21 protein-coding genes are annotated in these 25,032 nt (G+C 69.7%); 13 read left to right on the forward strand and 8 right to left on the reverse strand.

The window, feature by feature from the left end:
• Positions 1-88: 88 nt before the first annotated feature.
• Positions 89-1,255 carry a xylose isomerase gene (gene xylA, locus ABZ896_RS41150; protein ID WP_360940584.1) on the reverse strand — a complete coding sequence of 389 codons (1,167 nt, stop codon included), beginning with the start codon at positions 1,253-1,255 and terminating at the stop codon, positions 89-91.
• A 138-nt stretch (positions 1,256-1,393) separates the two neighbouring features.
• Here xylA and xylB point away from each other — a divergent pair, with 138 nt between their 5' ends.
• The 8 genes from xylB (at position 1,394) to ABZ896_RS41190 (ending at position 12,830) form a co-directional block, all read left to right on the forward strand.
• Complete coding sequence (gene xylB, locus ABZ896_RS41155) at positions 1,394-2,839, forward strand: xylulokinase (RefSeq protein ID WP_360940586.1); 1,446 nt, start codon at positions 1,394-1,396, stop codon at positions 2,837-2,839.
• A gap of 91 nt (positions 2,840-2,930) precedes the next feature.
• Complete coding sequence (locus ABZ896_RS41160) at positions 2,931-4,139, forward strand: ROK family transcriptional regulator (protein ID WP_360940588.1); 1,209 nt, start codon at positions 2,931-2,933, stop codon at positions 4,137-4,139.
• A gap of 177 nt (positions 4,140-4,316) precedes the next feature.
• The gene (locus ABZ896_RS41165) at positions 4,317-5,801 is read left to right on the forward strand and encodes an APC family permease (RefSeq protein WP_360940590.1); all 1,485 of its coding nucleotides are present in this window, start codon (positions 4,317-4,319) and stop codon (positions 5,799-5,801) included.
• Positions 5,798-6,811 carry an acetamidase/formamidase family protein gene (locus tag ABZ896_RS41170; protein ID WP_360940592.1) on the forward strand — a complete coding sequence of 338 codons (1,014 nt, stop codon included), beginning with the start codon at positions 5,798-5,800 and terminating at the stop codon, positions 6,809-6,811. Before ABZ896_RS41165 ends, ABZ896_RS41170 begins: the two co-directional genes overlap by 4 nt.
• Positions 6,812-6,865: 54 nt before the next feature.
• The gene (locus ABZ896_RS41175; protein WP_360940594.1) at positions 6,866-7,465 is read left to right on the forward strand and encodes an N-acetylmuramoyl-L-alanine amidase; all 600 of its coding nucleotides are present in this window, start codon (positions 6,866-6,868) and stop codon (positions 7,463-7,465) included.
• Between the two features lie 68 nt (positions 7,466-7,533).
• Positions 7,534-8,859: a GAF domain-containing protein gene (locus ABZ896_RS41180; RefSeq protein WP_360940596.1), complete on the forward strand. Its 1,326-nt coding sequence runs from the start codon at positions 7,534-7,536 to the stop codon at positions 8,857-8,859.
• A gap of 56 nt (positions 8,860-8,915) precedes the next feature.
• Positions 8,916-10,439 carry an aldehyde dehydrogenase gene (gene adh / locus ABZ896_RS41185; protein ID WP_360940598.1) on the forward strand — a complete coding sequence of 508 codons (1,524 nt, stop codon included), beginning with the start codon at positions 8,916-8,918 and terminating at the stop codon, positions 10,437-10,439.
• Between the two features lie 768 nt (positions 10,440-11,207).
• The gene (locus ABZ896_RS41190) at positions 11,208-12,830 is read left to right on the forward strand and encodes a TetR family transcriptional regulator (protein ID WP_360940600.1); all 1,623 of its coding nucleotides are present in this window, start codon (positions 11,208-11,210) and stop codon (positions 12,828-12,830) included.
• On the opposite strand, the gene ABZ896_RS41195 is transcribed toward ABZ896_RS41190, so the two are convergent.
• From ABZ896_RS41195 to ABZ896_RS41205, 3 genes are read right to left on the reverse strand one after another with little or no spacing between them, the layout of a single operon-like run.
• Positions 12,805-15,702: a BTAD domain-containing putative transcriptional regulator gene (locus tag ABZ896_RS41195; RefSeq protein ID WP_360940602.1), complete on the reverse strand. Its 2,898-nt coding sequence runs from the start codon at positions 15,700-15,702 to the stop codon at positions 12,805-12,807. The genes ABZ896_RS41190 and ABZ896_RS41195 overlap by 26 nt on opposite strands.
• Positions 15,703-15,709: 7 nt before the next feature.
• Entirely contained in the window at positions 15,710-16,612 is a 903-nt protein-coding gene (locus ABZ896_RS41200; protein WP_360940604.1) for an NAD(P)-dependent oxidoreductase, read from the reverse strand.
• Complete coding sequence (locus tag ABZ896_RS41205; RefSeq protein ID WP_360940606.1) at positions 16,609-17,313, reverse strand: SDR family NAD(P)-dependent oxidoreductase; 705 nt, start codon at positions 17,311-17,313, stop codon at positions 16,609-16,611. Before ABZ896_RS41205 ends, ABZ896_RS41200 begins: the two co-directional genes overlap by 4 nt.
• A 117-nt stretch (positions 17,314-17,430) precedes the next feature.
• On the opposite strand from ABZ896_RS41205, the gene ABZ896_RS41210 reads away from it, so the two are divergent.
• The 3 genes from ABZ896_RS41210 to ABZ896_RS41220 all read left to right on the forward strand — a co-directional run bounded on the left by ABZ896_RS41210 (position 17,431) and on the right by ABZ896_RS41220 (position 19,715).
• A complete protein-coding gene (locus ABZ896_RS41210; RefSeq protein ID WP_360940608.1) occupies positions 17,431-18,330 on the forward strand; it encodes a LysR family transcriptional regulator in 900 nt (299 codons plus the stop codon).
• Positions 18,331-18,494: 164 nt separating this feature from the next.
• Positions 18,495-19,133 carry a TetR family transcriptional regulator gene (locus ABZ896_RS41215; RefSeq protein WP_360940610.1) on the forward strand — a complete coding sequence of 213 codons (639 nt, stop codon included), beginning with the start codon at positions 18,495-18,497 and terminating at the stop codon, positions 19,131-19,133.
• Positions 19,134-19,247: 114 nt separating this feature from the next.
• Complete coding sequence (locus ABZ896_RS41220; RefSeq protein WP_360940612.1) at positions 19,248-19,715, forward strand: nuclear transport factor 2 family protein; 468 nt, start codon at positions 19,248-19,250, stop codon at positions 19,713-19,715.
• A 41-nt stretch (positions 19,716-19,756) separates the two neighbouring features.
• On the opposite strand, the gene ABZ896_RS41225 is transcribed toward ABZ896_RS41220, so the two are convergent.
• Genes ABZ896_RS41225 through ABZ896_RS41235 form a run of 3 tightly spaced genes read right to left on the reverse strand, consistent with a single transcriptional unit; the run spans position 19,757 to position 21,803 of the window.
• Positions 19,757-20,602: a MerR family transcriptional regulator gene (locus ABZ896_RS41225; protein WP_360940614.1), complete on the reverse strand. Its 846-nt coding sequence runs from the start codon at positions 20,600-20,602 to the stop codon at positions 19,757-19,759.
• A gap of 45 nt (positions 20,603-20,647) precedes the next feature.
• Positions 20,648-20,977 (reverse strand): nuclear transport factor 2 family protein, encoded by a 330-nt coding sequence (locus tag ABZ896_RS41230; protein ID WP_360940616.1) that lies wholly within the window; start codon positions 20,975-20,977, stop codon positions 20,648-20,650.
• A 52-nt stretch (positions 20,978-21,029) separates the two neighbouring features.
• Positions 21,030-21,803, reverse strand: coding sequence for an SDR family oxidoreductase (locus ABZ896_RS41235; protein ID WP_360940618.1), 774 nt, complete (start codon positions 21,801-21,803; stop codon positions 21,030-21,032).
• A 161-nt stretch (positions 21,804-21,964) separates the two neighbouring features.
• Between ABZ896_RS41235 and ABZ896_RS41240 the strand changes: the two genes are divergently transcribed.
• Together ABZ896_RS41240 and ABZ896_RS41245 are read left to right on the forward strand one after the other, a co-directional pair.
• Positions 21,965-22,894: a hypothetical protein gene (locus ABZ896_RS41240; RefSeq protein WP_360940620.1), complete on the forward strand. Its 930-nt coding sequence runs from the start codon at positions 21,965-21,967 to the stop codon at positions 22,892-22,894.
• A 56-nt stretch (positions 22,895-22,950) separates the two neighbouring features.
• Positions 22,951-24,195, forward strand: a complete 1,245-nt coding sequence (locus ABZ896_RS41245; RefSeq protein WP_360940622.1) for a cytochrome P450 — start codon at positions 22,951-22,953, stop codon at positions 24,193-24,195.
• Between the two features lie 27 nt (positions 24,196-24,222).
• Here the strand turns inward: ABZ896_RS41245 and ABZ896_RS41250 are convergent, their stop codons facing one another.
• Positions 24,223-24,756, reverse strand: a complete 534-nt coding sequence (locus ABZ896_RS41250) for a sigma-70 family RNA polymerase sigma factor (RefSeq protein ID WP_360940624.1) — start codon at positions 24,754-24,756, stop codon at positions 24,223-24,225.
• Between the last annotated feature and the right edge of the window lie 276 nt (positions 24,757-25,032).

A 25,032-nucleotide genomic window follows, 5' to 3' on the forward strand; every position in this document is an offset into this window, starting at 1 on the left:
CAGGCCGATCGGGCGGACGCGTTCCAGGGCGCGGTAGTCGGCGCCCAGGTAGAGCAGGTGCAGGGAGGCACGCGCGCGTGGGTCTCACTCAGCCGCGCGCACCCAGGAGGTGATCCATGGCGAGCTGGTCGAGCTGCTCGAAGGCCATGCCGCGCGCGGCGGCCGCCTCCACGTCGAACTCCTCGAAGGCACTGCGGTCCGCGAGCAGCGCCTTGAGGCCGTCGGCCGCCGTCTGCTGCGCCAGCTCGTCCAGACGCGAGGCGCGCAGCGCCTCCTGGACCTGCGGGTCGGCGCGGAAGGCGGCCGAACGCTCCTTGAGGATCAGGTAGTTGCGCATGCAGCCCGCGGCCGACGCCCACACGCCGTCGAGGTCCTCGGTGCGCGGCGGCTTGAAGTCGAAGTGCTTCGGACCGGCGTAACCGGCGCTCTCCAGGAGGTCGACGAGCCAGAAGGCGGAGCGCAGGTCGCCGGCGCCGAAGCGCAGGTCCTGGTCGTACTTGATGCCGGACTGACCGTTGAGGTCGATGTGGAAGAGCTTGCCCGCCCACAGGGCCTGCGCGATGCCGTGCGGGAAGTTCAGCCCGGCCATCTGCTCGTGGCCGACCTCGGGGTTCACGCCGTACAGCTCGGGGCGCTCCAGGCGCTCGATGAACGCCAGCGCGTGGCCGACGGTCGGCAGCAGGATGTCGCCGCGGGGCTCGTTCGGCTTGGGCTCGATGGCGAAGCGGAGGTTGTAGCCCTGCTCGGTGACGTACTCGCCGAGGAGGTCGAAGGCCTCCTTCATGCGGTCGAGGGCGACCCGTACGTCCTTGGCGGCGCCGGACTCCGCGCCCTCGCGACCGCCCCAGGCGACGTAGGTCTCGGCGCCCAGTTCGGCCGCCAGGTCGATGTTGCGGATCGTCTTGCGCAGCGCGTAGCGGCGGACGTCGCGGTCGTTGGCGGTGAAAGCGCCGTCCTTGAAGACGGGGTGCGTGAAGAGGTTGGTGGTCGCCATCGGCACCTTCATGCCGGTCGCGTCCAGGGCCTCACGGAAGCGCTTGATGTGGCTCTCGCGCTCGCTGTCGGACGACCCGAAGGGGATCAGGTCGTCGTCGTGGAAGGTCACGCCGTGGGCGCCGAGCTCGGCCAGGCGCTGCACCGTCTCGACCGGGTCGAGGGCGCGGCGGGTGGCGTCGCCGAACGGGTCCCTTCCCTGCCAGCCGACGGTCCACAGGCCGAAGGTGAACCTGTCCTCGGGGGTGGGCTGGTAGTTCATGACGCGGCTCCTTGCTGCTCCGGACTATTTCGTCATGGCGGTTTACAAATTAGTATGCCGAAGCGTCTCTGGGAAGAGACAAAGGTGTCTCCGCACGTTTCGGGGCGAGAGACGAGCCGCACACACAGGGAGAGCCCGATGTCAGCAGCCGAGGGTCCGCTCGTCGTCGGCGTGGACACGTCCACCCAGTCCACCAAGGCACTGGTGGTCGACGCGGCCACCGGCCGGGTCGTCGCGAGCGGCCAGGCACCGCACACCGTGTCCTCCGGAGCCGGGCGCGAGAGCGACCCGCGCCAGTGGTGGGACGCCCTGTCGGAGGCCCTGCACCAGTGCGGAGACGCGGCCTGGGAGGCCGCCGCGGTGTCGATCGGAGGCCAGCAGCACGGCCTGGTCACGCTGGACGAGCACGGCGAGCCGGTGCGCCCGGCCATGCTCTGGAACGACGTGCGCTCCGCACCCCAGGCCCAGCGGCTGATCGACGAGCTGGGCGGCCCGAAGGCCTGGGCGGAGCGGATCGGCAGCGTGCCCGGCGCGTCCTTCACGGTCACGAAGTGGGCCTGGCTGGCCGAGCACGAGCCCGAGGCCCTGCGCGCCGTCAAGGCCGTGCGCCTCCCCCACGACTACCTCACCGAGCGGCTCACCGGTCAGGGCACGACCGACCGCGGCGACGCCTCCGGCACCGGCTGGTGGGCGTCCGGGACGGAGTCGTACGACACGGAGATCCTCGGCCATGTGGGCCTGGACCCCGCGCTGCTCCCGCGCGTGGTCCGGCCCGGCGAGGTGGCGGGCACCGTGCGCGACGGCCATGACCTGCCGTTCTCCAAGGGCACCCTGGTCGCCCCCGGCACCGGTGACAACGCGGCCGCCGCGCTGGGCCTCGGGCTGCGCCCCGGGACGCCGGTGATGAGCCTGGGCACCTCGGGCACGGTCTACGCCGTCTCCCGGCACCGCCCCACCGACCCGACCGGCACGGTGGCGGGCTTCGCCGACGCCCACGGCGACTGGCTGCCGCTGGCCTGCACCCTGAACTGCACACTCGCCGTCGACCGGGTCGCGACCCTGCTGGGCCTGGACCGCGAGGCCGTGGAGCCGGTGACCGGGGTCACCCTCCTGCCGTTCCTGGACGGCGAACGCACCCCGAACCTGCCCAACGCCTCGGGCCTGCTGCACGGACTGCGCCACGACACCACCGGCGGCCAGCTCCTCCAGGCCGCCTACGACGGTGCCGTTCACGCCCTGCTCGGGGCGCTGGACCTGGTGCTCGACGAGGACGCGGACCGCTCGGCCCCGCTGCTGCTGATCGGCGGCGGCGCCCAGGGCACCGCCTGGCAGCAGACCGTACGACGGCTCTCGGGCCGTCCCGTCCAGGTGCCCGAGGCCAAGGAACTGGTCGCGCTCGGCGCCGCCGCCCAGGCCGCCGGCCTGCTGACCGGCGAGGATCCGGCCGCGGTCGCCCGGCGCTGGAACACCACCGCGGGGCCGGTCCTGGAGGCCGTGGACCGGGACGAGGAGACGCTGGCAAGGATCGCCGGGGTACTCTCCGACGCATCGCCGCTGCTGGAGCGGGGGACGCGGGCCGGCTGAGGACCGAGGGGCGAGGGTTCACCGACGATCAAAGGTTCGCAGACCCGCTCAGAACGAAGGGCCGCGAGCCCGCCCGAGGATCGAGGGAGGCATGAGCGCACCGCTGCACGAGGCGCACCCGGCGGGGCCGGGGCGGGCGCTGCCCGACACCCAGCAGGGCATGCGCCGCCGCAATCTCGCCCGGGTGATGCACACCGTCAGCGCCGAGGGGCCGATGTCGCGGGCGGCGGTCGCCTCGCACATCGGTCTGACCCGGGCCGCCGTATCCACCCTCGTCGACGAGCTCATACGCTCGGGGCTCCTGGAGGAACTGGGCCCCGAGCGCCCCGGCCGGGTCGGACGGCCGGGTTCCGCGCTGGCCGTCAGCGGACGGGGGCCGGCCGGGATAGGCGCCGAGGTCGGCGTCGACCATCTCGCGGTCTGCGCGGTCGACCTGCGCGGTCAGGTGCGCTCGCGGGTGGTGCGGTACGGAGCGAACCGGGGCCGCTCCCCCGAGCCGGTGATCACAGAACTGACGGCCCTCGTACGCCGGGTCGTAGCGGAGGCCGAGGACGAGGGGCTCTGGCCCGCAGGGCTGGCCGTGGCGGTGCCCGGTCTGGTGGCGCGCGACGCCCGGACCGTCGTCCGCGCCCCCAACCTCGACTGGCAGGACACCGATCTGGGCACGCTGCTGCCCGACGACTTTCCCCTGACCGTGGGCAACGAGGCCAACTTCGGCGCGCTGGCCGAACTCTGGCTGGGCGACGGCACTCCCCATGACTTCCTGCATGTCTCGGCGGAGATCGGCATCGGTGCCGCGCTCGTGGTGGACGGGCAACTGCTGCGCGGGACACGCGGTTTCGCGGGCGAACTGGGGCATGTGCCGGTGCGCCCGGACGGTCCCCCGTGCCCTTGCGGCGGGCGGGGCTGTCTGGAGCAGTACGCCGGCGAGGAGGCGGTGCTGCGCGCGGCCGGGCTGGAGCCGGGCGAGGACCGGGTCGGGCTGCTCGCGCACCGTGCGGCCGACGGGGACGACGAGGTGCGGGGCGCGCTGCGCGAGGCGGGTGAGGCGCTGGGTATCGCGCTGACCGGCGCGGTGAACCTCGTGGACCCCGAGGGCGTCGTGCTCGGCGGCGCGCTGGCCGAACTCGCGCCGTGGCTGCTGCCGTCGCTGCGCGAGGAGCTGGCCCGGCGCACGGCGGGCCCGGCCTGCCCGGTGGCCGTGTCGCGGCTGGGTTCCGAGGGTCCGTTGCTCGGGGCCGCGCACTCGGTGGTGCGGGCGGTGCTCGACGATCCGGCGGCGGTGGCGGAACGCGGCTGACCTGTGGACGACGAGGATGTCCACAGCCCCTCAACCACCCTTGTGGGTGAGCAAGTTATCCACATTCCCAAGGTTGTCCACCGAAACGACCAGCGCTCTTCTGCCCCACCGGCAGGCGCCGTACCGTGATTCACGCGAGGCACACACCGGCCTCGACCAGCGGGAATCGGGGGTGACATGTCGGGGGAGACGACTGCGGGGCTGCGGCGCGACGCCATCGGCCTGCGCGAGGTCCTGTTCCAGAGCGTCACGGCCATGGCGCCCGCCGCGGCGGTGGCCGCGTCCATTCCGTCCGGCGCGGCCTTCGCGGGCGGCAGCCTGCCGCTGTCGGTGCTGATCGCGCTGGTGGCCTGTCTGTTCACCGCCTCCTCAGTGGCCGAACTCGCCCGGCATCTGCCGGCCGCGGGCTCGGTGGCCACGTACGCGGCCCAGGGGCTGCATCCCGCGATCGGCTTCCTCGTCGGCTGGGGCTACGTCTTCGTGGAGGCCCTCGTCCCACCCCTGCTGCTCCTGCAACTCGGCTTCACCACGGCGGGCACCCTGCACCAGGAGTGGTCCTCCTACCCGGCGGACCTGTGGTGGCCCTGGTCGCTCGCGGGCGCCGCGGTCATCGCCGTGGCCGGATATCTGGGCGTGCGCGCCTCGGCCCGGTTCGGCACCGTCCTCGGCGTCTTCGAAGTACTGGTCTTCCTGGTCTTCGCCATCTGGCTGATCGGCAGCGCGGGCTCGGCCAACACCCTGTCGGTGTTCGGCACTTCGCACACCGCGCAGGGTTACGGAGGGCTCAGCGGAGTCTTCGCGGGATCCGTGTACACGGTCCTGGCCTTCGCCGGGTTCGAGGCGGCCGCACCACTCGCCGAGGAGACCAGGGATCCGCGCCGGACCATGCACCGCGCGGTGCTGGGCGCGGCCCTCGCGATCGGCCTCTTCTACGTGCTGACGACCTACGCCATGACCGTGTACTTCGGACCGGACCGCTTCAGCGGGTTCGGGGCCGACGGGGCCGCGTCCTGGGAAGGGGTGGCGCGGGCGTCCTTCGGCTGGTTCTGGGTGCTGGTGTTCCTGGCTGTGGTCAACTCGACGATCGCCAACGCCAACGCGTGCGCCACTGTCTCCACCCGCACCGCCTTCGCCCTGGCCCGCATCCGCGTCCTGCCCCGCTTCCTCGCGGTGCTGCACCCCAAGTACCGCTCCCCCGCTGCCGGTATCGCCGTGCAGACCGTGGTGGCGGTCGGCGCGGTGCTGGGCCTCGGCTTCGGCTACGACCCCGTGACGGCCTTCCTGCTGCTGGCCACGGTGATCGTCACCGTCGTCATCGGTGTCTACATCGTGGTGAACCTCGCCTGCGCCGGTTACTTCCTGCGCCGCGAGCGGGAGTCGCTCAAGCCGGTACGGCACCTGCTGCTGCCCGTCCTCGGCATCGTCGCCTTCGTGCCGGCGCTGCTGACCGCGGCCGGCCTGCCCGTGTTCGACTTCGTCACCGAGCTGACCGCACCCGTGTCGTACGCCGGTCCCATCGTCGGGGTCTGGATGGCGGCCGGGGTCGTGGTCCTGGTGGTGCTGCTCCGACGGCATCCGGACCGAATAGCCGAGACCGCCCGTGTCCACCTCGACGCACCCCATCCCACCGACCTGCCCCAGAACGGAGCCACCCAGCGATGAGCGACCCCCGGATCCTGACCGTACGGCCCGAACCCGGTGAGTACGCCTGGACGTTCGGCGGGGCCCCGCCGGTCGCCCGTATCGCGCCCGGCACGGTCCTCGACCTGTACACCGAGGACTGCTTCGCCGGACGGGTGCGGTCCGAGAAGGACCTGGTGTCCGAAGTGTGCGAGTTCCCCTTCCTGAACCCCCAGACGGGTCCCTTCCACATCGAGGGCGCCGAGCCGGGCGACACGGTCGCCGTGCACTTCGTGTCGATCGAACCGGCCCGGGACTGGGCCGCGTCGACCACCGTGCCGCTGTTCGGCGCGCTCACCTCGACGCACACGACCGCCACGCTCCAGCCCCCGCTGCCGGAGACGGTGTGGATCTGGCAGCTGGACCGCGCCCGGCGCACGGCGCTGTTCAGGGCACACGAGAGCGACATCGAGATCGAGCTGCCGATGGATCCGATGCACGGCACGGTGGGCGTGGCCCCGGCCAACCTGGAGGTGCGTTCGGCGCTGGTGCCCGACGCGCACGGCGGGAACATGGACACACCGGAGATGCGGGCGGGCGTCACCTGCTACCTCGGGGTCAACGTGGAGGGCGCGCTGCTGAGCCTCGGCGACGGCCATGCCCGGCAGGGCGAGGGAGAGACCTGCGGGGTCGCCGTCGAGTGCGCGATGAACACCGTGGTGGTCGTCGAACTGCTCAAGGGGCTCGCCACCCCGTGGCCGCGCATCGAGTCGGACACGCACATCATCTCGACGGGGTCGGCGCGGCCGTTGGAGGACGCGTTCCGGATATCGCAGCTCGATCTCGTGCAGTGGCTGGTGCGCGACTACGGGTTCGGTGAGCTGGACGCGTACCAGTTCGCGACCCAGGCCGTGGAGTCGCCGCTGGCGAACGTGTGCGACACCAACTACACGTGTGTGGCCAAGATCCGCAAGGAGTGGCTCCCGGCACGCGAGACTCACCGCGGGGTGCACGCCCTGCTCCGTGAGACCGCGGCGGCCCTGCGGGGCTGAGCGAGCGAACGCCTCGCGGGAGCCGACGCCGCACAGACGAAAGGCACTTGATCCATGGAACGCGCCAGACCGTCGGCCGGCCGGCGGCTGCTGTTGAAGGGGGCCGTTCTGGCCGCCGTACCGTACGCGTTGCTCCCCGCCGCGCAGGCGGGTGCGGCGCCGCAGCCCGTCGACCATCCGGACGCCGAGTGGGAGCCGGCGACGACCGCCAACTACACGAAGGCCGACCGCCCCTGGTCGCACCGGGTGGACCGGGTGGTCGTCCACGTCACGCAGACCTCCTACACCGGCACGCTGGCCATCTTCCAGAACCGGGCGAAGAAGGTGTCCGCGCACTACGTGGTGCGGTCGGCGGACGGTCATGTGGCGCAGTGCGTCCGGGAGGCCGACATCGCCTGGCATGCCGGGAACTGGAGCTACAACACCCGCAGCGTCGGCATTGAGCACGAAGGATGGGTGGACAAACCCGCCTACTTCACCGACGCCCTGTACGAGCAGTCCGCGCGGCTCACGGCGGGGATCTGCGAGAGGTACGGCATCCCCCGGGACCGTGCGCACATCATCGGGCACTACGAGGTGCCGGGCACGGACCACACGGACCCGGGGCCGTACTGGGACTGGACGCGTTACATCAGGATGGTCCAGCTCATGTGACGGTCGGGGGCTCATCGTTCGGGTGACGCCGGTCGAAGAGGTTGTCGGCACGCGTACCGGGAGTGACGATGTCCTCAGCCGCATCGCCTTCCGGGGAGGCCGAGTTGAACGATCCATGGGTGGCCCTGGAACCGGGGGCCGACCCTGCCGAGCGCCTGCGGATGCTGCGGCGGGCGCACGAGACGTTCACCGCGGCGGGCACGGTGCAGCGGCCGGTGCGGCCGGTGGTGGCGGACTCGTGGCGGCGTTCGGCGCGGGCCGGGGTGGGACCGGACGGCACGGCGAGCGTCGAACTCACCGACGGCGATCTCGGTGCCTACCGGGCCGAGCACCCGCTGGCCCGGGTCATGCCGCTGTTCCGGGAGCTGATGGGCACGTTCGCGGCCGACGGCGAGCATCTGCTGGCGGTGTGCGACGCGCACGGCAGGCTGCTGTGGGTCGAGGGACACGCGACGACCCGGCGGCAGGCGGGGCTGATGAACTTCGTGCCGGGCGCGCGGTGGGCGGAGACGGCGGTGGGGACGAACGCGCCGGGCACCGCGGTGGCGGTGGACCGGCCGGTACAGGTGTTCGCGGCGGAGCACTTCATCCGCCGGGTGCAGCCGTGGACCTGCGCGGCGGCGCCGGTGCACGACCCGCGGACCGGGCGGGTGCTCGGCGCCGTGGACATCACCGGTGGGAACGGTCTGGCGCATCCGCACAGTCTGGGGTTCGTCCAGGCGGTCGCGCGGGCCGCCGAGTCCCAGCTGGCGCTGCTCCTGCCGGCGCGGCCCGCGACCGACACCCCGGAGCTGACCGCGCTCGGCCGGGACGAGGCACAGCTGACCCTAAGGGGGCGCCGGATCAGGCTGAGCCGGCGGCACAGCGAGATCCTGGTGCTGCTGTCCCGGCACCCGGAGGGGCTGAGCGGGGACGAGTTGCTGTGCGCGCTGTACGAGGACGAGTCGGTGACACCGGTGACGCTGCGAGCCGAACTGGCGCGGCTGCGCCGGGTGCTCGGGCCGGGATTGCTGGACTCGCGGCCGTACCGGCTGACCGTGCCGGTGGAGTCGGACGTCGCCGTGGTCGAGCGGCGGCTGGAGAGCGGGGCGGTGACGGGGGCGGCGACCCGGTACGCAGGTCCCTTGCTGCCGGCCTCGCAGGCGCCGGCGGTGGTGCGGCTCCGGCGCCGACTGGCCGACGGGCTGCGGACGGCGCTGATCGCCCGCCGTGATCCCGATCTGCTGGCCGACTGGGCGCACGCGCCGTGGGGCGAGGAGGACCTGGAGGTGTGGCGGGCGCTGGCCGCCGTACGGCCGACGCCGGCGGTCCGGTCCCGGCTGGCCGCGCTGGAGTCGGAGTTGGGTGTGCCGGACAGGCGTCGGGCAACGTGGTTGCAACGTCCGCTTTCCTAGCCTCGCGGGGAGAGCTGCCCAACGGCGGGCAGCGCTGCTCAGGGAGGCAGGCCAGCATGACCCGTTACGCGGCGCCCGGCACCGAGGGCGCGATCGTCTCCTACCAGGCGCGCTACGACCACTTCATCGGGGGCGAGTACGTGCCGCCGGTGCGCGGGCAGTACTTCGAGAACCCCTCCCCCGTGAACGGGCAGCCGTTCACCGAGGTCGCGCGCGGCACCGCGGAGGACGTGGAACGGGCGCTCGACGCGGCACACGCCGCCGCACCGGCCTGGGGCCGCACCTCCGTCACCGCCCGGTCTGACATCCTGCTGAAGATCGCCGACCGCATGGAGGCGAACCTCGAGCAGCTGGCCGTCGCCGAGAGCTGGGAGAACGGCAAGCCGGTCCGGGAGACCCTCGCCGCCGACATCCCGCTGGCCATCGACCACTTCCGCTACTTCGCGGGCGCGATCCGCGCGCAGGAGGGGTCGCTCGGTGAACTCGACGACGACACGGTGGCGTACCACTTCCACGAGCCGCTCGGGGTGGTCGCGCAGATCATCCCGTGGAACTTCCCGATCCTGATGGCGGTGTGGAAGCTCGCCCCGGCGCTCGCCGCGGGCAACGCGGTCGTCATCAAACCCGCCGAGCAGACCCCGGCATCCATCCACTACTGGATGAGCCTGATCGCCGACCTGCTGCCGCCGGGCGTGGTGAACATCGTCAACGGCTTCGGCGTCGAGGCCGGCAAGCCGCTCGCGTCCAGCCCGCGGGTCGCCAAGGTGGCGTTCACCGGGGAGACCACGACGGGGCGGCTGATCATGCAGTACGCCTCGGAGAACATCAAGCCGGTCACGCTCGAACTCGGCGGCAAGTCGCCGAACATCTTCTTCGACGACGTCTGGGCGCACGACGACGACTTCCGCGACAAGGCGCTCGAAGGGTTCACGATGTTCGCCCTCAACCAGGGCGAGGTGTGCACGTGTCCGTCGCGGGCGCTGATCCAGCGGGGCGCCTACGGGGAGTTCCTGGAGGCGGCGGTCGCCCGCACCGAGCTCATCAAGCCGGGCCACCCGCTCGACACCGACACGATGATCGGCGCGCAGGCCTCCAACGACCAGCTGGAGAAGATCCTCTCCTACCTGGACGTGGGCCGACAGGAGGGCGCGAAGGTCCTCACGGGTGGCGAACGCATCGAGTACGACGGTGAGTTGAAGGGCGGCTACTACGTCCAGCCGACGATCTTCGAGGGCGACAACCGGATGCGGATCTTCCAGGAGGAGATCTTCGGCCCGGTCGTCTCCGTCACGTCCTTCGGCGACTTCGATGACGCCCTCAAAATCGCCAACGACACGCTGTACGGCCTCGGCGCGGGCGTCTGGACCCGCGACATCAACACGGCGTACCGCGCCGGCCGGGCGATCCAGGCGGGCCGCGTCTGGACGAACTGCTACCACGCGTACCCCGCGCACGCGGCGTTCGGCGGCTACAAGCAGTCGGGGATCGGGCGGGAGACGCACAAGATGATGCTGGAGCACTACCAGCAGACGAAGAACGTTTTGGTTTCATACAGTCCGAAGAAACTTGGGTTCTTCTAGAGCCTGAAGTCGGTTGCCTGGAGACGTTGTTGCGCTCCAGGCAGCCGGATACGACAGCTACCCTTTGTAACCATTCAGATCAACCAGTTGGCACCGGAGAACGTCCCCTCGTGGAAACGGCCTGAACCAGGTGGTGCACTGCCCGAAACCGGTCGTAAACCCGTTTCCAGGAACTGCACCTGTCGGGCACGCCGCGCCGCGGAGCACCGGTACGAGCCCGCCACCCTGTGGCCATCCATCAACTGCCGTCGCGTCCAAACTCGCGGACAGCCCGACCTGTTTTCCTGCGGCAACGCCGGTTCGAGCCTGGCCCACTGACCGCTCGTCAGGGTCGGCGACGTCCCACAAGGCATGATCACCAACAAGGCGCTGCCGGTGGTGCGCGCTATAGCGGCCGCGCTCCTCAGCGGTGGCAAATTCGGTGGACCTGATCGGGAGCCTTCGTCGTACTGTGGGCCGCTTCTGCCCAAGCAGGGTGTTCGACGGTGGAGAATGCTGCCGACATGAGTGATCTCACTGCGGCGCACCGCGGGTACGAGTACCAGGACTTGATGGAGGCAGGCCGCGTCGTCGACCTGCTGCTCGGCGGGATCGACAGAGTCCATGTCGAGGAGAAGCTGGTGTCGGCTACACCACGTTCACGACCGCGGACTGGGGCTGGACCGCCTTGTGGCGGCTGCCGTCGCCGACCGGGGCGGACCCGGTGCGGGCGCCACCGCCCACCGGCTGCGCATCGTGATGCGCAACGTACCTCCAGACGACGATGCAATGAACGCGGTGATGGTGCCCGCCCGCTCCTCTGACGCGCCGTTCCTGCCGGGGATGAACACCACACTCCAGCGGTTCGACGTGGAAGCCCTCTGGCGAGGGTTCGACCTGCCCGCGCGGGGTCGACGCAAGGCGGGCAACGTCTTCGGGTTCCTGGCCAGCGGTGACAAGGCCGTCTCCAAGCAGGACCTGGAATGGCTGTGCGAGCACCTGGTGGTGGAAGTCGGCGCACCGGCCATGACTACGGGCCTCCTGCGGCCTGGGCCGGCCGAGCAGCTTCTTCTTCAACGGGTACACGGCGAGCTCGGCGCGGGGATCTACCCCAACGAGGGACGCTCACCGGTGGACGTCGCCGAGGCGCTGATCCGCACGGTCCGCTCCGCACGGCAGCGCGGAACCGAGGTGACACCTCGCGAGCTACTGCGTCAGGCCCAACTGCGCAGCGACCTCGGCGCCGTCGTGCACGCGAACCCCGTCGACGGTTTCCTGGAAGTGGCCAGGCCCGCCACGGTCGGCGTCCTGGCGGAAGCGGCCGCGACGGCGGCAGCCGACGGGGCAGTACTGCTGGTCACGGGCCCCCCGGGACAGGGCAAGTCCTGGGCGTGCCGGCAGCTGGTCGACCAACTCACCAGTGACGGATGGCTGGTCTCCGAGCACTACTGCTACCTCGGCGACGCCGACGGCGACCAGATGACCCGGGTGGTCACCGAAACGGTCCTCGGCAGCCTGCTGGGCCGGCTGGCCGAGTGGGACCCCGACCTCGTGCAGGAGCAGCGCCCGCCTTTTTGCCGCAGATGCGCAAGCGTTGACCACGGCGGTGGACACCGCTCTGCGCAAGGCCCCCATCCGGCGCGTGGCACTCGTAGTGGACGGACTGGACCACGTTACCCGCGTACAAGGAGGAAGGAGCAGGAGAGCCGACCCGTACCTGGCCCTCGCCGCGGCCCTCGGCTCGCTGCCCCTTCCACCCGGCAGCGTCCTCATCGTCCTCAGCCAGCCCGGAAACCACCTCGCCCCCCTCCAGGCCACCGGGGCGGCTACCGTGGCCATGCCGCCACTGACCGCGCACGAGTGCCGCTCCGTCGCGGAGTGCTGGATGCGGCGGCCAGGATCGTTCAAGAACAAGGTGTCTCGCATCTCACCATGGACGCCGTCGCTGCGGCGGCGGGTGTCGGAAAGGGGACTCTCTTTCGCCGGTTCGGCGACCGTGCGGGGCTGATGGGAGCTCTGCTGGAGCAGTCCGAGAAGAGCTTCCAGGCCTCCTGCCTCGGCGGCTCCCCGCCAGTCGACCGCGAGGCGGCCATCGCGCGGTTGCACGCGTTCGGGGTGGCTGCCATCCATCGCTGTCCCGGTGAGATCGAGCTGCGGATTGCTGCGGAGCCGCATGCGCTGCGGCGCTATCAGTCCACTGTCCGTCGTCACTATCACGAGCAGGTCGTCGCGATGCTCCAGCACATCACAGCAGGGGGAGACCGGGACTTGCTCAGCCACGCTCTGCTGGGCTACCTCGAACCTGCTCTCCTCCATCACCTCACCCAGCAGCGTGGTCTGCCGCTGAAGCGCTTGGAAGAGGGATGGCGGGCCCTGGTTTCCCTTCTTACCCGGAGTCCGCGGTCTGCCTGATCCCGGGCTCATTCCTGAGCCGCTCTCGTATCAGATCGCCTTCGGGGTGGCCGAGCGAATCCAGGATGTCGAGTGCTTCGGTCCAGACCGCGTGGGCCTGACCAGGAGATTCAGTGGCATGCACGTCGCCGATGTGTATGAGCGTGTCGGCGATCAGGTACGCATCGTTGAGTTCCCGATAGCAGGTCAGAGCCCGATGAAGCGCCTGCAAGGCGTCACCCTTGCGGCCGAGGCGATGATGGGCGACCCCCAGACTGTCCCAGGACGCCGCCTCGACATTCCGGTTTCCAGCCCTTTGAGCGACGTCCACAGCGTGACGGCAGTCCCGGAGCGCGCCTTCGAAGTCCCCCATGAGGATACGGGTCCAGCCGACCTCGTTGGACACGGAGGCAATCCCTACCGTGTGATGTGCCTCCTTGTACAGAGAGGCGGCGGCTTCATAGTGAAGGAGAGCGTCTTGATGCGCTTCTCCGGCATTCGCCAGAAAAGCAAGGTACCGGCGAGTCAGCGCCTCTCCGGAGAGGTCGCCGGCCTTGGAGAACATCGCCAACGCTTCATTCAGGTGACTTTCGGCCTCGGCGTTTCGTCCTGTCCGGCCGAGGGCGAAACCCAGGGACCTGTGCATGTGCGCCTGTCCCGATGTGTCGGCGGTACGTCGTGCCGCCGAAAGCGCCGCGCTCTGGATCTCTATCTGCTCCTGGCGGCGTCCGCTGCGGTCAAGGAACAACTCGAGAACAGCGGCCAGTCGCCAGACCTGCGTGTCCGCGCCGTAATCCGTGTCGTGGAGGGCGATGGTCTGGAGATTGGATATCTCATGATGCAGCCAGTCGGCGGCGGATTCTGTGTCGGTGAAGGATGTGACCTGAGTGCCCGGTGCGGCGAGCGGAAGCAGAGGGTGTTCTCTGTGCGTGTTGATGACGGTGGAGGCATTGTGCGCAGTGTGCAGATAGTGGTCGTAGAGTCGTCGGCGGGCCCCCTCAAGGGACTGGCCGGAATCTTCGAGGTGGGACATCTCCTTGCTGAAAACCCTCAGGAGGTCATGCGTGCTGTAGTGGCCGGATCTTTCCGAGGTGCAGAGGCTGGCGCGGTGGAGTTCGGACATCACCTGCCGCGTGGCCCCCATCGACAGGCCGGTCATACTTGCCGCGGCTTCGAGTGAGACATCGCGTGCCGGGCTCAACCACAGGCGGCGGAACGCTTCGGCCGCTCGTCCGGTGAGGGCGCGGTACGACCAGGAAAAAACAGAGCGAGTGTCGGTGACGGGGTCGTTCTCGCCGTCCACCGTGAAGGCACGGAGGCTGTCACGCCGTTCTTCCAATTCAGCCGCGATATCGGCGAGCGGAGTGACTGGCCGGATTTCAGCGCGGGCGCAGACAATGGCAAGGGTCAGCGGCAGTCGACCGCAGTGCTCGACTATGGCAAGTGCCGCCTCATGCTCGCGCCCGACCCGTGATTCTCCGAGTCTTTTCGAGAGGTACTCAAGAGATTCGGCAACCGTGAGGACGTCTATACGCAGCAGATGCGCCCCCGCGGAGACAGCGAGCCCTGTCATTTGTTCGCGGCTGGTGACGACGGTGAGGCAACCCGGGGTTCCTGGCAGCAGCGGACGTACCTGTTCGGCGTTTCGTGCGTTGTCAAGAAGGATCAGACACCGGCGCCCCGCCAGGAGACTGCGATAAAGAGCGATCTGGCTGTCGAGGCGGGAGGGGACGCGTTCGCTCGGGATGCCGAGTGATTCCAGGAAGTAGCCGATCGCCATGGACGGGGTTAGGGGATCTGCCGCGGGATCGTATCCGCGCAGGTTTATGTACAGCTGCCCGTCCGGGAATCGGTGTGCGTTGCGATGGGCCCAGTGCAGGGCGAGCGTGGTCTTCCCCACGCCCGGCGCACCCCCGATCGCACTGATGACGACGGCCGTGTGCGGGTCGGTCGGCAGGAGGGAATCAAGGCGCTTGATCTCCTCCTTTCTTCCGGTGAACACATGCAGGCCGGCCGGGAGTTGGGCGGGATGTGGCGCTTGGGGTCTTCTGCCGCCGGACGCCGTGGGTGCCGGGGCGTGTGCGGGAGTGTCCTCGGTGTGGTGCGCCGTCCTGCGCAGCACGGCGGCTTGCGCGGCGCGTAGTTCGGCACCCGGAGCAACGCCCAGTTCGGTTGCCAGCTGCGACCGGGTGCTTCGGTAGTGTTCCAGCGCCGGAGCGGTGTGCCCCTCCGCGGCCAGCACGCGAATGAAGCAGGCCTGCAGGACCTCATCGAGGGGGGCGCCGTGCGCGGCGTGTCTGAGCAGCGGCAGCGCAGCCTTGGTACGGCGGGCGGTCAGCGCCGCTTGTGCGGCGGCCCGAGCGGCACGGAAGTACTCCGCGTCGACTCCCGCGAACACGGTGTGCGAGCGGATCTCGTGGGGCAGACCGGCCGCGGCAGGGCCGCGCCACAGGGAGAGCGCCTTGATGAACAGGTCGGCGGCCTCTTCCTGTCGGCCGTTCTCGGCAGCGTCCTGGCCCGCGTCGCGCAGCTCGCGGAATCGAAGGAGATCCAGGGCCTCCTCCCCGACGTTCAGCCGGTAGCCGCCGGCCGCTCGCACGAGCACACGTGCTTCACTCCGCTGTAGCAGGCCGGGTTCCAGGAGCCGCCGTAGGGAACCCATATGCCGCTGCACCACGTTGACCGCCCGTGCCGGTGGATCGTCGCCCCACAGCGCGTCGACGATCTGGTGCAGCGGCACCGGCTGCCCCGCCTGGACCAGCAGCAGCGCCAGCACGCTCTGCTGTTTGGGCGGCCCCAGATGCAGCTCCGTCTCCTGGTACCAAGCCTGCAGAGGTCCAAGGACCGAGAAGCGCAACGAACGGTCCGTCGTGGGCGTCGGATCCGAGTCCACGTCGTGATCAACCTGCCTGCGCCGCCGCGGTGTGCCGCAGGAACTCGGCCAGCACGGAACCGTCCTGGTCCCCCAGACCCGCGGCCAGGGCTTGGTCGATGAGCCCGCGGCTCGCCTCCAGCTGGGCCATCGGCGCTCCCACGGATGACGCCAACGCATCGATCAGCGACAGGTCCTTGGCCACCAGCGTCAGCGTCATGTGTGTCGCGGCTTCCTGCGGCCGTACGAAGTTCTCCCGGTTGTACAGCACGAAGGGGGCCGCGGCCGCGCTCTGCGTGAAGGCGTCGTAGGCGTCCGCCCGGCCGATTCCGGCACGCTCGGCCAGCACCAGGGACTCGGCGAGGGCCGTACCCAGCGACAGGAGCAGGGAGTTGATCACCAGCTTCATGGTGCTGCCCCTCCCCGAGTCCCCGAAGTGGAGGACCCGCGTGGCCAGGATGTCGACCACGGGACGCACGCGGGCCAGAGCCTCCCCGGGGCCGCCCGCCAGAACGGTGAGTTCGCCGCGTGCGGCCAGCTCGACCGACCCGGACACTGGGGTGTCGAGCAGGACGGCGTCGCGCTCCAGGACATGGGGCACGAGCGACATCACCGTACGGGGGGAGATCGTGCTGGTCTCCAGCACTGTCGTTCCCGGGCGAAGGCCGGCGAGGAGACCGTCGGATCCGTGGTAGACCTCGTGCACCGCCACATCGTCGGCTAGGGAGACGATGACGATGTCGGCGGATGACGCCGCCTCCCGTGGCGAGTCGGCCACCTGGGCGCCTGTCTCGGCCGCGACGTTCAGCGCCCGTTCTCTCGTACGGTTGGTCACGGTCACGCCGTACCCTGCCCTGCGCAGGCGCACCACCATGGGCCGGCTGAGGCGGCCGACACCCACGACGGCCACCTCCGGCAGAGCGTCGCTCATACGACGCCGCCGTTGAGGCTGAGGTTCACACCGTTCGCCGCAGGGTTCCCCAGCAGGAAGAAGGAGCCGTCGACCATGTCCCGCATGGTGGGAAGGACGCCGCTCAGAGTCCGCTTGCGGGCGGCTTCCAGGACCGGTTCGTTGCCCGCCCAGTAAGGGCTGTCGCCCACGACTCCCGGATGGATGGCGTTGACGCGGATCGGGGCCAGTTCCCTGGACAACGTTGCCACCAGTCCCATCACGCCGGCGTTCACCGTGGTGACCGTCGTGGAGCCGGGATACGGCATGTCCTTGGCCAGACCGCCGAACAACAGCACCGAGCCGCTGGGCGAGATGCGTGAGCGCAGGGCATGGACGACGGTCGTGTAGCCGACCAGCTTCGCCACGGCCAACTCCGTTGCCCCTGCTATGTCGTAGTCACCGATCGTGTTGCTGTCGCGCCGCATGCCCGCGAGGACGACCGAGTCCACATGGTCGATGTCGCCCAGCGCCTTCTCGATGCTCTCGGGCTTGGAGAGATCGACCGCGATACCGCGCACCCCCGCGCCGTCGCCCGCGGCACCGAGCTCGGCGGCCACCTTCTCCGCGCGTGCGCTGTCGCGGCCGGCGATGACCACGTGGGCGCCACGCTCGGCGTAGGCGGCGGCCAACTCGCGGCCGATGCCGGAAGTACCGCCGACGATGAGGACCTGGTCCGTCATGATGTTTCCCCTCCAAAGCAGCAAGTGCCCTTGTCGGTAACCAGGTTGGCGCGGATGCCCTATCGAGTCCAACGAAAAGTCTTGACAGCTGTTATCGGATCTGCCGATTATTCATGCGTGGAGATAAGGCAATTACGATATTTTGTCGCCGTCGCCGAGGAACTCAGTTTCACCCGCGCCGCGTCCCGGCTCTTCGCCGCCCAGTCGACCGTGTCGGCGGCCGTCCGCGCCCTGGAGGAGGAGCTTCAGGTCTCCCTCTTCGACCGTTCGACCAGAGCGGTGGCCCTGTCCACGGCGGGAGCGGCGTTCCTGCCGGAGGCCAAGACCGTTGTCGCGGCGGCCGAGAGGGCCAGGGAGGTCGTGGGCGAAGCGTCCGAGAGGCTGCGGGGCAATCTGCGCATCGGCACGATGACCCGCATCACCGCTCTCGATCTCCCGCGTCTGGTGGGAGCCTTCCGGCAGCGTCATCCTCTGGTCGACATCCAGATCCAGGTCTCCGGCACCGGGGCCGGCGGCATCGCCGAGGACGTACGACGCGGTCGACTCGACGTCGGCGTCGTGGCCCTGGGCCCCGGTGAGGCCCATGACCTGGACCTGCGGCACTTCGCCACCGTTCCCTACACAGTGATCCTGCCCGCCGGGCATCCGCTGGCGAGGCAGGAGAGCATCACCCTCGGGGACCTGGCGCACGAGAACTTCGTCGACGGGGCGGTCGGCTTCGGTACCCGCACCGTCATGGATCGGGCGTTCGGCGAACTCGGCATCAATCGCCGCGTATCGGTTGAGATAACCGACATCGCGACGGCTGTTTCGTATGTACGGGCCATTGACGGCGCGGCCGTCATACCGTGCTTCGAGGCGACGGACACGACGGGAGTGGCGGTCAGGCCGCTGTCCGGCTCGGGGCTCGCGCTCACGCTGTCGTTCGCGGTACGCGCCGGACGCGCTCCGAGTCCGGCCGTCTCCGCGCTGCTGGATCTCAGCGCCAATTACACCCGGAACGACGGGACGTTCTGATCGCCGGCCGATCGCCAACAGGCCGCGGAGGGCCGTGCGGCTCTCGACCGCGCTCATGTCGCGCCTGCTCACGCTTTCGCAGCTCAACGGACGGTGCACGGCATCCCCGGTGCACCCACGCCGCTGCTTGACAATGAACTCAAGCGGCTGCTTGAGTTCACGCCGTGACAGGGGTCGAAAAGGCGGATTTGCGCAGAGAGGCCGGTCAGCGCACGCGGGACAGCCTGCTCGCGGCCGCCCTGGAACTGCTCGCACAACGAGGGCGTGAAGGCTTGACGCTGCGCGAGATCACCGACCGCGCCGGCGCCAATGTCGCCGCGGTGAGCTACCACTTCGGATCGCTGAAAGGGTTGTGCGAGTCGGCGATCGAGCGGGCTCTGGAGCGGTACCTGGACGCGCAGATCCTGGCCGTCGAATCCCTTGGCGCCACTTCGACACTCCAGGAGCTGGCGGAGGCGTTCGCCAGGCCGATGGTGCACGCGCTGGGGGCCGGCGGGCAGGACCTGGCCGTGATGCGGACCGTGGCGCGCGTCGGAATCGATCCGCCCGAGGGGTGGGGGCGGCTGACCGGCAAGTTCGACCAGGCCCGCCAGGATGCGCTCCGGGTGCTGACGGCGAACCTCCCCGGAATCGACGAGCAGGAACTGATCTTCCGGACGCGATGTGCCGCCGGCATGCTGAACTGGCTCGCACTGGCCCCCATCGGCGCCGAGTTGGCCGCCATGCCCACCGAGCAGATCGCGCGACAGCTGATTCCGGTGGTGGCCGGGGCGTTCCACGGGTCCCCCGCCGTCGGCAGCTGACCGGGACGGACGCGGCCAGGACCCAACAATTCAAACGACTGCTTGACAAGGGGGTGAAGTATGCGCATGGTTCCAATCAATCGTTTGATTAACTTCATGGGAGGGAGAGCTGCGATGTCCACTCACGCAGCAGCCGTGGTCGAGGCGGCGTACCGCGCGGCGGAAGGCGACGTCCTGGACGTCCAGGGGTTCAAGGACCTGTTCGCCGAGGACGGTGTGTTCAACAACGTCGTCGCCGGGGAGAGTTACCGCGGTGAGCACCTGGGTGACCCGGTCGTCTCCATGGGTCAACTGGTGCCGGACATCCACCGGGAGCTCCACCGGTTCCATGTGATGGGCGACATCGTGTCCGTCGAGCTGACGATCGAGGGCACCTTCGCAGGGCCGTTCGAAACGCCCGTCGGCGTCATCCAGCCGACCGGCGCGAAGCTCAGCGTCCCGACCGCCGACTTCTGGTACGTCGAAAACGGCAGGATCAAGGAGTTCAACTGCTACTTCGGCATCAGCGCCCTGCTCGCGCAGTTGGGCGTGCAGCCGGACTTCGCCTCCGCCGTCGCGGGGTCGGCCGGCGCCGACAGCTGACCGTTCGCGCCGGCCGACTGCGCCTGGCCCTGCTGCCGCCGCTACGCCGATGATCGAGCGTCGTCGGGGGCGAGCAGCCAGGCCACGAGGGTGCGCCAACGATCGGGCTGATCGGTGTCGCGCGGCCCGACGAGATAGACCTCCTCGACGAGGTCGGCGGAGCGCAGACCGTTCCGGGCGGCGAAGGAGCCGACGGCGGCGTAGGTGAGGTCGAGGTCGTCGTGCGGACCGCAGTGGGTGGCGACCGCCGCGGTCCGCTGGGGCAGGTGGAGGTCCCGTACGGCATCGGACGCTCCCGGCGGCAGGGGCGGCTCGGCGGGGAGATAGACAGTGGCACGACCGTGTCCCTCACTGAAGAGCGTGTGTTCGTAGCGGCCGCCGGGCGGGAGCACCGGGCGTCGGCCGGCTGCCGCGTCCAGGTCACGCATCGCGGCGTCGTACCAGCTCAGCCCCGCTCCGGGCGGAACGTCCAGGGAGACGGCGAGGACGCGCTGAGGTGGCAGAACCTCAAGGCTCACCGCCCGATGGGCCTGCGGGTCGAGGAGTTCCCGCAACGCCTGCACCGCGCGCTGGGTGCGACCGAGCCGGTCTTCGAGCCGGCGCAGGTGAGCGGCGACGATCTGCTGCGCCGGGCCATGGTCCGCCGCACCCTCGCCGGCGGCCTCCGCTTCAAGGAAGCGCCGGATGTCCGGTAGCGGAAGATCGAGCTCGCGCAGCCGTCTGATGGTCAGCGCCGGCCGGGCCTGTGCGGGCGTGTAGTAGCGGTAGCCGGTGGCCGGGTCGACCTCCGCGGGCGGGAGGAGTCCCTGTTCGTGGTAGCGGCGCAGGGCGCGAATGCTCAGGTGCGTGATGCGGGAGAACTCCCCGATGGTCAGTCGATCAGCCACGGTGTCCTCCTCGTGGTCGGCTTCCGGACCGGTGTCATCCCGGTGTCAGGGTGTGATGTCCAGCTTGGTGATCTTCCCCCGCGCGTCGCGTGTGAAGGCGAAGCGGAGGGTGACCGGGCTGCCCGGGAAGTCGCCGGAGACCTCCGCGACAGCCTTGCACGCGGTGGCCGTACCGATGACCAGACGTAGGGCGTAGCGCACGGACGGTACCTCGGCGCGCCAGCGGCGCACCGCTGTGAGCCCGTGGTGGCGGCGGCCGTCGTCGTGTACGACGACTTCGTCGCCGAAGAGCGAGAAGTAGCGTTCACGATCGGGGTCGAGGGCCGCTCCGAAGTACTCCTTGGCGAAGTCCTGGATGTTCTGGATGTCCTGCATGGTCTTCTCCTGTGCCGTGGTGGGTGGGACGGGATGCGTTGGGGGGACGGGATCAGAGGGTCCGTACGGTGCCGCCGTCGACGACGTGTTCAGTGCCGGTGACCGCGCTCGCCCGGTCCGAGGCAAGGAAAGCGATCACTTCGGCCACCTCTTCGGGCTCGGCGGGCCGCCCTAGCGGGATGCCGCCGAGGACCTGCATCAGTCCGTCGAGGGCGGCCTGCCGGGAGATGCCGTACTCGCTCATTCGGCGCGTGAGCAGGTGCTCGGCGCCGTCGGTGCGGATGAAGCCGGGCGCGACCGAGTTGACCCGGACACCGGCCGGGGCGACCTCGTTGGCGAGTCCCTTGCTGTAGGTGGCCAGGGCGCTCTTGGCCGCGGCGTACGCCAGCGTCGAGTGGTGCAGCGGCATGCGGCGCTGGATGGAGGTCACGTGGACGACGCTGCCCGACCCGCGTGCCACCATCCCGGGGACCAGTTCGCGGTCCAGCCGGACCGCGGGAAACAGGTTGAGCGCCAACTCCCGCGCCCACGACTCCTCGTCGAGGACCGCGTAACCGCCGGCCGGGGAGCTTGAGCCACCCACCACATGCACCAGGAGGTCCGGCACGCCGACCAGCTCACCCACCGCCGCGGCCGCCGACGCGACTCCATCGCGGGTGCTCAGATCGGCCCGGACGAACAGGGGGTCCGCGGTCCGCGGCGGCGTACGGGCGATGGTGACGACCCGTGCCCCGGCGTCGCCGAGCCGGCGTGCCGTCGCGAGCCCGGCTCCCTTGCTCGCGCCCGCCACCACGGCGGAGCGTCCGTCGAAATCGGTGCTGCTCATGACCGTGAGCCTGGACCCTCCCCCGGGGAGAGACTCAAGCGCGGCGAGCACGGCGGGCTTCGTCCCGAGCGGACGCGTCGAACGCTTTGGCATGTCAGCACCGTGTGTAAGGCGATGCTGCCGCGCCGGGATGTGGGAGCACCGAGACCGTGAGGACTGACGTGACCAGGCTTGAACACGGGATGAAGATCGCGACGGGGGCGGTGGCGCTCTCCTTCGTCCTGTCCGCGTGTGGCTCTCCGGGGGACACGCGTCCCAATACCGCGCAACAGGTCAGTGCGACGCCGACGGGCAGCCCCACCTTGGATGTTCCGCAGGGGAACGTCAAAGCCGCTGTTCCTGCGACGGTGGCCGTGCGGGTCGACGACGAACTCGGCTCCGTGGTGGTCGACGGGGGCGGAAAAACCGTCTACGTCTTCGCCAAGGACGAGGCGACTCCAGGCAAGTCGAGCTGCGTCGGGAAGTGCGCCGAGACATGGCTCCCCGTCTCCGCCGACGGCGTCTCCGCGGACACCGGTATCAATCAGGAACTCCTGGGTTCGATAGACCGCGAGGACGGAACAGCGCAGCTGACTCTCGCCGGGAAGCCGCTCTACACCTATGCGAAGGGTGAGCCGGGAGACACCCAGGGGCAGGGGTACCAGAAGGCGTGGTACGCCGCGGCCGCGGACGGTGCCAGGGCGGGTGCCGGCAGGCCGGCTCTGGGCGTCCTCGACAGCCCGGAACTGCGCCGGGTCCTCCAGGACAAGAACGGCCGCACGCTCTACCTCTTCACCAAGGACACCCCCTGGCCGATGACCACGGCCTGCGATGCCAAGTGCCTCCAGAAGTGGACACCGAGCACCCCGGTCACCGCTGCCGATGCCGAGGCCGCCGGTCTCGGCCCGGAGATCCTCTTCACCTTCACCGCACCAGGCGGCACCGAACAGGAATCGTTCAACTGCTGGCCCGCCTACACCTTCAACGGAGACAAGGAGCCCGGCGAGACGAACGGCCAGGGGGTGAACGGAGCGTGGTTCGCGATCAAGGCCGACATCCCCAGAAGCGACCGGGGCAAGACAGTTCCAGCGGCCGGACGGAACCAGTACTGACTCCCGGCACGAACAGAGACAGAGAGTCGCCACACCCAGAAAGGCAGGACTACGACATGACCTCGGCCGCCGGACACGGTGACGAAGACCCCCAGGACTACCCCTTCGTGGGCGCCACCGCCCTCGAACCGCCCGCCCAGTGGGCCGGGTTGCACGAGAAGTGCCCCGTGACGTGGGTACGCACACCCGGCGGTGAAGAGACCGCGCTGCTGACCCGCTACGAAGACGTCCGCAAGCTGTTCGCCGACCGCAGGTTCCGCCGGAACCTGGCCGCGGAGGACACCGCCCGGCTGGGCGATTCCGAGGACGGCGCACTGTTCCACCAAAGGGATCCCGACGAGGAAGGCATATCGGAAACCGACTTCGACCGCGCCGACCACACCCGCTGGCGCTCCGTCCTCACCCGGGCCCTGACCGGGCGGCGGCTCGACGAACTGCGCCCGCGTATCGCCGCGAAGGCCGACGAGCTCATCGACGCCATGACCGCGCGCCCGGGTCCCGCCGATCTCGTCGGTGCGCTGGCGCGTCCGCTGCCACTGTGGGTGATCTGCGAGGCCCTCGCCATCCCGCCCCAGGACCAGGACCAGATTCTCCGATGGTCGACGGTCCTGCTCAGCCTCACCCGCCACACGCAGAGCGAGATGGACCAGGCCGGGGGCGATTTCTACGAGTACATGATCGCGCACATCGAGAGCATGCGCGCCACCCCCGGCGACGACGTCATCAGCGAACTCACCGCGATCGTCGACGCGGACGACGGACGCTTCAACGAGCCCGAGCTCGCGAGCGCGGGAATCGGTCTGCTCGTCGCCGGACACGAGACCACCTCCCAGATGATCGGCAAGATGACCGCGATGCTGCTCGCCGATCGCGACCGCTGGCGCGAACTGCTGGCCGACCCCGGGCTCGTACCCACCGCGGTGGAGGAAGCACTGCGTTACGACGCCAACCACGGCTTCGCACTGCCGCGCTACCTCTCCGCCGACATGGAGTTCGGCGGCACCACGCTCACCCGCGGCTGCACCGTCATGGCCGAGATCGCCGCGGCCAACCGTGACGGGACCGTCTTCCCGCACCCGGACCGGATGGATCTGCGGCGCGCCCCCAACCCCCATCTCACCTTCGGATACGGTCCCCAGATCTGCGTGGGCCGTGAATTCGCCCGCAACGAACTGCGGACCGTTCTCTCCACCCTGCTCAGGAGGCTTCCGACGCTCGAACTCGCGGTACCTGCACAGCAGTTGAAGCGTCGGTCAGGGATTCTGGTCGGCGGTCTGGAAGAGCTGCCGGTCCGCTGGTGACAGCCCGGGCCACCGGCGTGAGCCGCATCAGTGCCAGTAGTGGCCCGCGTGCGTTTTGCGCAGGCCGCGCAGCGCGTAGTGCTGGCGTGACTTCACGGTGCCCGGCGGGATGCCCAGGATGTGCGACACCTCGTTCACCGTGCGTCCGTAGACGTATATGAGCACGAGCGCTTCCTGGTGTTCCGGGGACAGGTCACGCAGGAGGGAGACCACATCGAGGGAGAGCAGGAGCGACTCGGTCTGGTCGGGCAGTGCCGTGTCGGGGCTGTCGTGGGTGAGGGTTTCACGCCGGGCTTGAGCACTTCGCATCCGGTCGATGATCAGGTTCCTGGTCACCTTGAGCAGCCATCCCCTCATGGATCCCTCTTGGCCGCGAAGACGTTCCGCGTGACGCCAGGCCTTGATGAACGCCTCCTGGACGATGTCCTCGGCGAGATGATGGTCCGTCAGTAACTTTCGTGCGTACGCGAGGAGTGCAGTCCTGTGTTCCTCTATCAGGTCGTCCACCTGGCCTGATGTCGAACAGGGCGCTGTTTCGGCGGTGGCCGCGAGCGTCGTCATGGTGTGGAGGTCCCGCTTCTGTGCTGTACCGGCGCTTTCGGTCAAGGCGAGGCCGACCGGCCTCGGAACCGTCCGGCTCTCGGTCAAGGAGCGCCGAGAGTAGGCAGGGGCCAGTGCCGAAAAAGTGCCGGAGAAACGGGACTTCGTGTCGGGAGACAACGGGACAGTCGTGAGGGGGGGCGAGACCCGGTGTCCGTACCGCGGACTTCATCGCGGCGGCCTCGGCGGGATCCGGCTCCGGCATGTCCAGATGGAACTCGCGCATGAGCTCGCCGA

The organism is Streptomyces sp. NPDC047072 (assembly GCF_040643855.1).
Classification (GTDB): Bacteria; Actinomycetota; Actinomycetes; order Streptomycetales; family Streptomycetaceae; genus Streptomyces.

What these genes read in the sequence shown, in the direction of transcription:
- xylA (WP_360940584.1), bottom strand. Translation starts at nt 1,255, where the DNA reads ATGAACTACCAGCCCACCCCCGAGGACAGGTTCACCTTCGGCCTGTGG.
- xylB (WP_360940586.1), top strand. Translation starts at nt 1,394, where the DNA reads ATGTCAGCAGCCGAGGGTCCGCTCGTCGTCGGCGTGGACACGTCCACC.
- ABZ896_RS41160 (WP_360940588.1), top strand. Translation starts at nt 2,931, where the DNA reads ATGAGCGCACCGCTGCACGAGGCGCACCCGGCGGGGCCGGGGCGGGCG.
- ABZ896_RS41165 (WP_360940590.1), top strand. Translation starts at nt 4,317, where the DNA reads ATGTCGGGGGAGACGACTGCGGGGCTGCGGCGCGACGCCATCGGCCTG.
- ABZ896_RS41170 (WP_360940592.1), top strand. Translation starts at nt 5,798, where the DNA reads ATGAGCGACCCCCGGATCCTGACCGTACGGCCCGAACCCGGTGAGTAC.
- ABZ896_RS41175 (WP_360940594.1), top strand. Translation starts at nt 6,866, where the DNA reads ATGGAACGCGCCAGACCGTCGGCCGGCCGGCGGCTGCTGTTGAAGGGG.
- ABZ896_RS41180 (WP_360940596.1), top strand. Translation starts at nt 7,534, where the DNA reads ATGTCCTCAGCCGCATCGCCTTCCGGGGAGGCCGAGTTGAACGATCCA.
- adh (WP_360940598.1), top strand. Translation starts at nt 8,916, where the DNA reads ATGACCCGTTACGCGGCGCCCGGCACCGAGGGCGCGATCGTCTCCTAC.
- ABZ896_RS41190 (WP_360940600.1), top strand. Translation starts at nt 11,208, where the DNA reads ATGAACGCGGTGATGGTGCCCGCCCGCTCCTCTGACGCGCCGTTCCTG.
- ABZ896_RS41200 (WP_360940604.1), bottom strand. Translation starts at nt 16,612, where the DNA reads ATGAGCGACGCTCTGCCGGAGGTGGCCGTCGTGGGTGTCGGCCGCCTC.
- ABZ896_RS41205 (WP_360940606.1), bottom strand. Translation starts at nt 17,313, where the DNA reads ATGACGGACCAGGTCCTCATCGTCGGCGGTACTTCCGGCATCGGCCGC.
- ABZ896_RS41220 (WP_360940612.1), top strand. Translation starts at nt 19,248, where the DNA reads ATGTCCACTCACGCAGCAGCCGTGGTCGAGGCGGCGTACCGCGCGGCG.
- ABZ896_RS41230 (WP_360940616.1), bottom strand. Translation starts at nt 20,977, where the DNA reads ATGCAGGACATCCAGAACATCCAGGACTTCGCCAAGGAGTACTTCGGA.
- ABZ896_RS41235 (WP_360940618.1), bottom strand. Translation starts at nt 21,803, where the DNA reads ATGAGCAGCACCGATTTCGACGGACGCTCCGCCGTGGTGGCGGGCGCG.
- ABZ896_RS41245 (WP_360940622.1), top strand. Translation starts at nt 22,951, where the DNA reads ATGACCTCGGCCGCCGGACACGGTGACGAAGACCCCCAGGACTACCCC.
- ABZ896_RS41250 (WP_360940624.1), bottom strand. Translation starts at nt 24,756, where the DNA reads ATGACGACGCTCGCGGCCACCGCCGAAACAGCGCCCTGTTCGACATCA.